The sequence below is a fragment of the Candidatus Pelagibacter communis genome (assembly GCF_001180225.1).
GTDB lineage: Bacteria > Pseudomonadota > Alphaproteobacteria > Pelagibacterales > Pelagibacteraceae > Pelagibacter > Pelagibacter ubique_D.
On the sequence record NZ_CVST01000038.1, the window covers coordinates 1 to 2689 of the forward strand.

At 29.9% G+C, this 2689-nt stretch carries 4 protein-coding genes; all 4 read left to right on the forward strand.

Features of this window, described 5'->3' with window-relative positions:
- The coding region (locus AMN99_RS02775) for an FAD-binding domain-containing protein (RefSeq protein WP_218836789.1) at nt 1–988 on the forward strand (988 nt) is incomplete at its 5' end.
- A 57-nt stretch (nt 989–1045) separates the two neighbouring features.
- Nucleotides 1046–1189, forward strand: coding sequence for a hypothetical protein (locus tag AMN99_RS05820; RefSeq protein WP_218836790.1), 144 nt, complete (start codon nt 1046–1048; stop codon nt 1187–1189).
- 44 nt (nt 1190–1233) lie between these two features.
- On the forward strand, nt 1234–2076 hold the full coding sequence (locus AMN99_RS02780; protein ID WP_075506317.1) for a HalD/BesD family halogenase: 843 nt from the start codon (nt 1234–1236) through the stop codon (nt 2074–2076).
- 1 nt (nt 2077) lies between these two features.
- On the forward strand, nt 2078–2689 hold a 612-nt coding region (locus tag AMN99_RS02785), incomplete at its 3' end, for an NAD(P)-dependent oxidoreductase (RefSeq protein ID WP_075506318.1).

The window sequence follows — 2689 nt, forward strand, 5'->3', positions numbered from 1 at the left end:
GATTAAAGCTAATTGTAAATTTTTAACCACAGAAACATCACCTATTGAAGTCAAAACTAATCAGATAAATGGCTCAAATATTCAAAAAGGTGGAAGAATTCAAGCGCTTTCACTCTTAAATAGTTTTTTAGAACAAAGATCTGAAAATTATCAAAAAGAAATGTCTTCACCAATTACGGGTGAAGTTGCTTGTTCAAGATTAAGTCCTCACATTACTTATGGAACTATTTCATTGAGAGAAATTAATCATGCAATTGATAATGCTAAACAAATAAATATGTCTTTTAATAAAGTTAAATCTTTAAGATCCTTTAGAAGTAGACTTGCATGGCACTGTCATTTTATTCAAAAACTTTATGATGAGCCTGAAATTGAATATCAAAATATGAATAGGGCTTATGATGGTATTAGAGAAAATGATTTTAATGAACAGTATCATCAAGCGTGGAAAGATGGTTTAACTGGCTATCCTTTTGTTGATGCTTGCATGAGATATCTAAAATCTAATGGATGGATTAATTTTAGAATGAGAGCTATGCTCGTATCCTTTGCATCATACCAACTTTGGCTTGATTGGAGAAAAACTAGCAAACATTTAGCTAGATTATTTACTGATTATGAACCTGGAATTCATTATTCTCAGTTTCAAATGCAATCAGGCACAACTGGTATCAATACTATTAGAATTTATAACCCTATTAAACAATCAACAGATCAGGATCCAGAAGGTGAATTTATTAAAAAATGGGTGCCAGAATTAAAAGAAATACCCAATAAATTAGTCCATGAACCATGGAAACTTACTTATATAGATCAAAAGGGACTTGGAATTGAAATAGGAAAACATTATCCAAATCCAATTGTTGATCACCATTCTTCATCGAAGATTGCAAGGGATAAGATTTGGATGGTTAAAAAAACAGAAGAGGCAAAGTTTAACGCTAAAAAAATCCTGGAAAAGCACGCAAGTGCTAAGGGCAGACGGTAAATATCTTATATCACAATTTTGTTTACGACTGTTTTGAAATAGAATATCGTCCACCACATGAATCTAAACTTATCTACACATCACCATAGACTTGCAAGAGTAGGTTTAAGTTCAAGACTTTCCTCTAAATTATTTAGCTTATTACTTCAAAAAGTAGACTGTAAAAATCATTTAAATTCTTCAACGCCCACGAAATTGTAATCCTTTCTTTTTTTAAAAAAATTAATTTTAATTAAAGGAGAATTATGGAAATAAAAAATATTGTTAACTTAAAAGATTACCCAATTGATCAGACAGGATCAAAAGAGTATCAAGGTTTAATTACTAAAAATAGAGAGCTACTTGATAAAGATGGATGTTGTGTTTTACCAAACTTTGTACTTAGCGAGTCTTTGAAAAGAATGAAGGAAGAAGTTGAAAGAAATCTTCCCAAAACTCATTGGACCAAAGATCATCACAACCCTTATTTTTCAAAAGATGATGAAAATTTATCAAAAGATCATCCAAAGAGAGTATTTTCATTTAGAGAAAGTGGATACATCAATTCAGATGATTTAGAAGAGCAATCTGATTTAAATAAAATTTACGAGTCTGAAGAAATGTTAAAATTTATTTCAGATAGTTTAGGAGTTTATCCTCTTTATAGATGGTCAGATCCTTTAGGTAAAAATCCATACAGTATCATGCATAAAGATCATTATTTTCCTTGGCACTTTGATGGAAATGAATTTACTTTAAGTATTTTAGTTCAAAAAGCGGAAAAAGGTGGATTGTTTGAATATTCACCAGATCTTAGAAGTACTGAAGATGAAAACTTTGATGAGGTAACAAAAGTTCTTCGTGGTTCAAGAGATAAAGTTAAATCATTAGATCTACAACCTGGCGATCTACAAATATTTAAAGGAAGATTTTCTATGCATAGAGTAACAAAAATAGAAGGAAATACTTCTCGTTACATTGCATTACCAACATACGTAAAAGATAATTACAGAGTAAATAAACCTGAACACTCTAAACAAGTTTACGGTAAAGCACTTCCAATTCATTATGAACGAAATAATGTTGAAGTAGACGGTTTAATGGATTGATATGAAAATAGGTTTTATTGGTTTAGGAAATATGGGGATGCCAATGGCATTAAACTTACATAAATCTAAAAGAATAGATTTATTAGGTTATGATGTAAGTCCTAAATCTTTAAAACAATTTAAATCCAAAAAAGGAAAAGCAACAAGCTCATTAGATGAATTAATCAAGTTTTCTGATGTGATTATCACCTGTGTTCCGGGACCAAAACAAATTAAAGTATTATCAATTGGTAAAGGTAAAATCATCGATCAATTAGGTAACAATAAAATTTGGATTGATTGTTCTACTAATTCTTTAACTTGCTTTAATCTTTTAAAACAAAAGTTAAGTAAAAAAATAAATCAATTTGTTGATGCAACGATATCAGGTGGAAATTTAAAGGCTCAATCAGGCGATTTATCAATTTTTATTGGTGGCAATAAAAAAACAGTAAGTAAGCTTAAGTTTATCTTTAATATATTAGGTAAAAACATTTATTATTTAAATAAACCTGGTGCTGGTTATGCTGCTAAAATTGCACAAGTTAGCCTTTGTTATTTAAACTATCTGTCACTCTCAGAGTCGTTGATGCTTGGAGTAAAGTCAGGGATTAAACCAAAAACAATGTTAGAG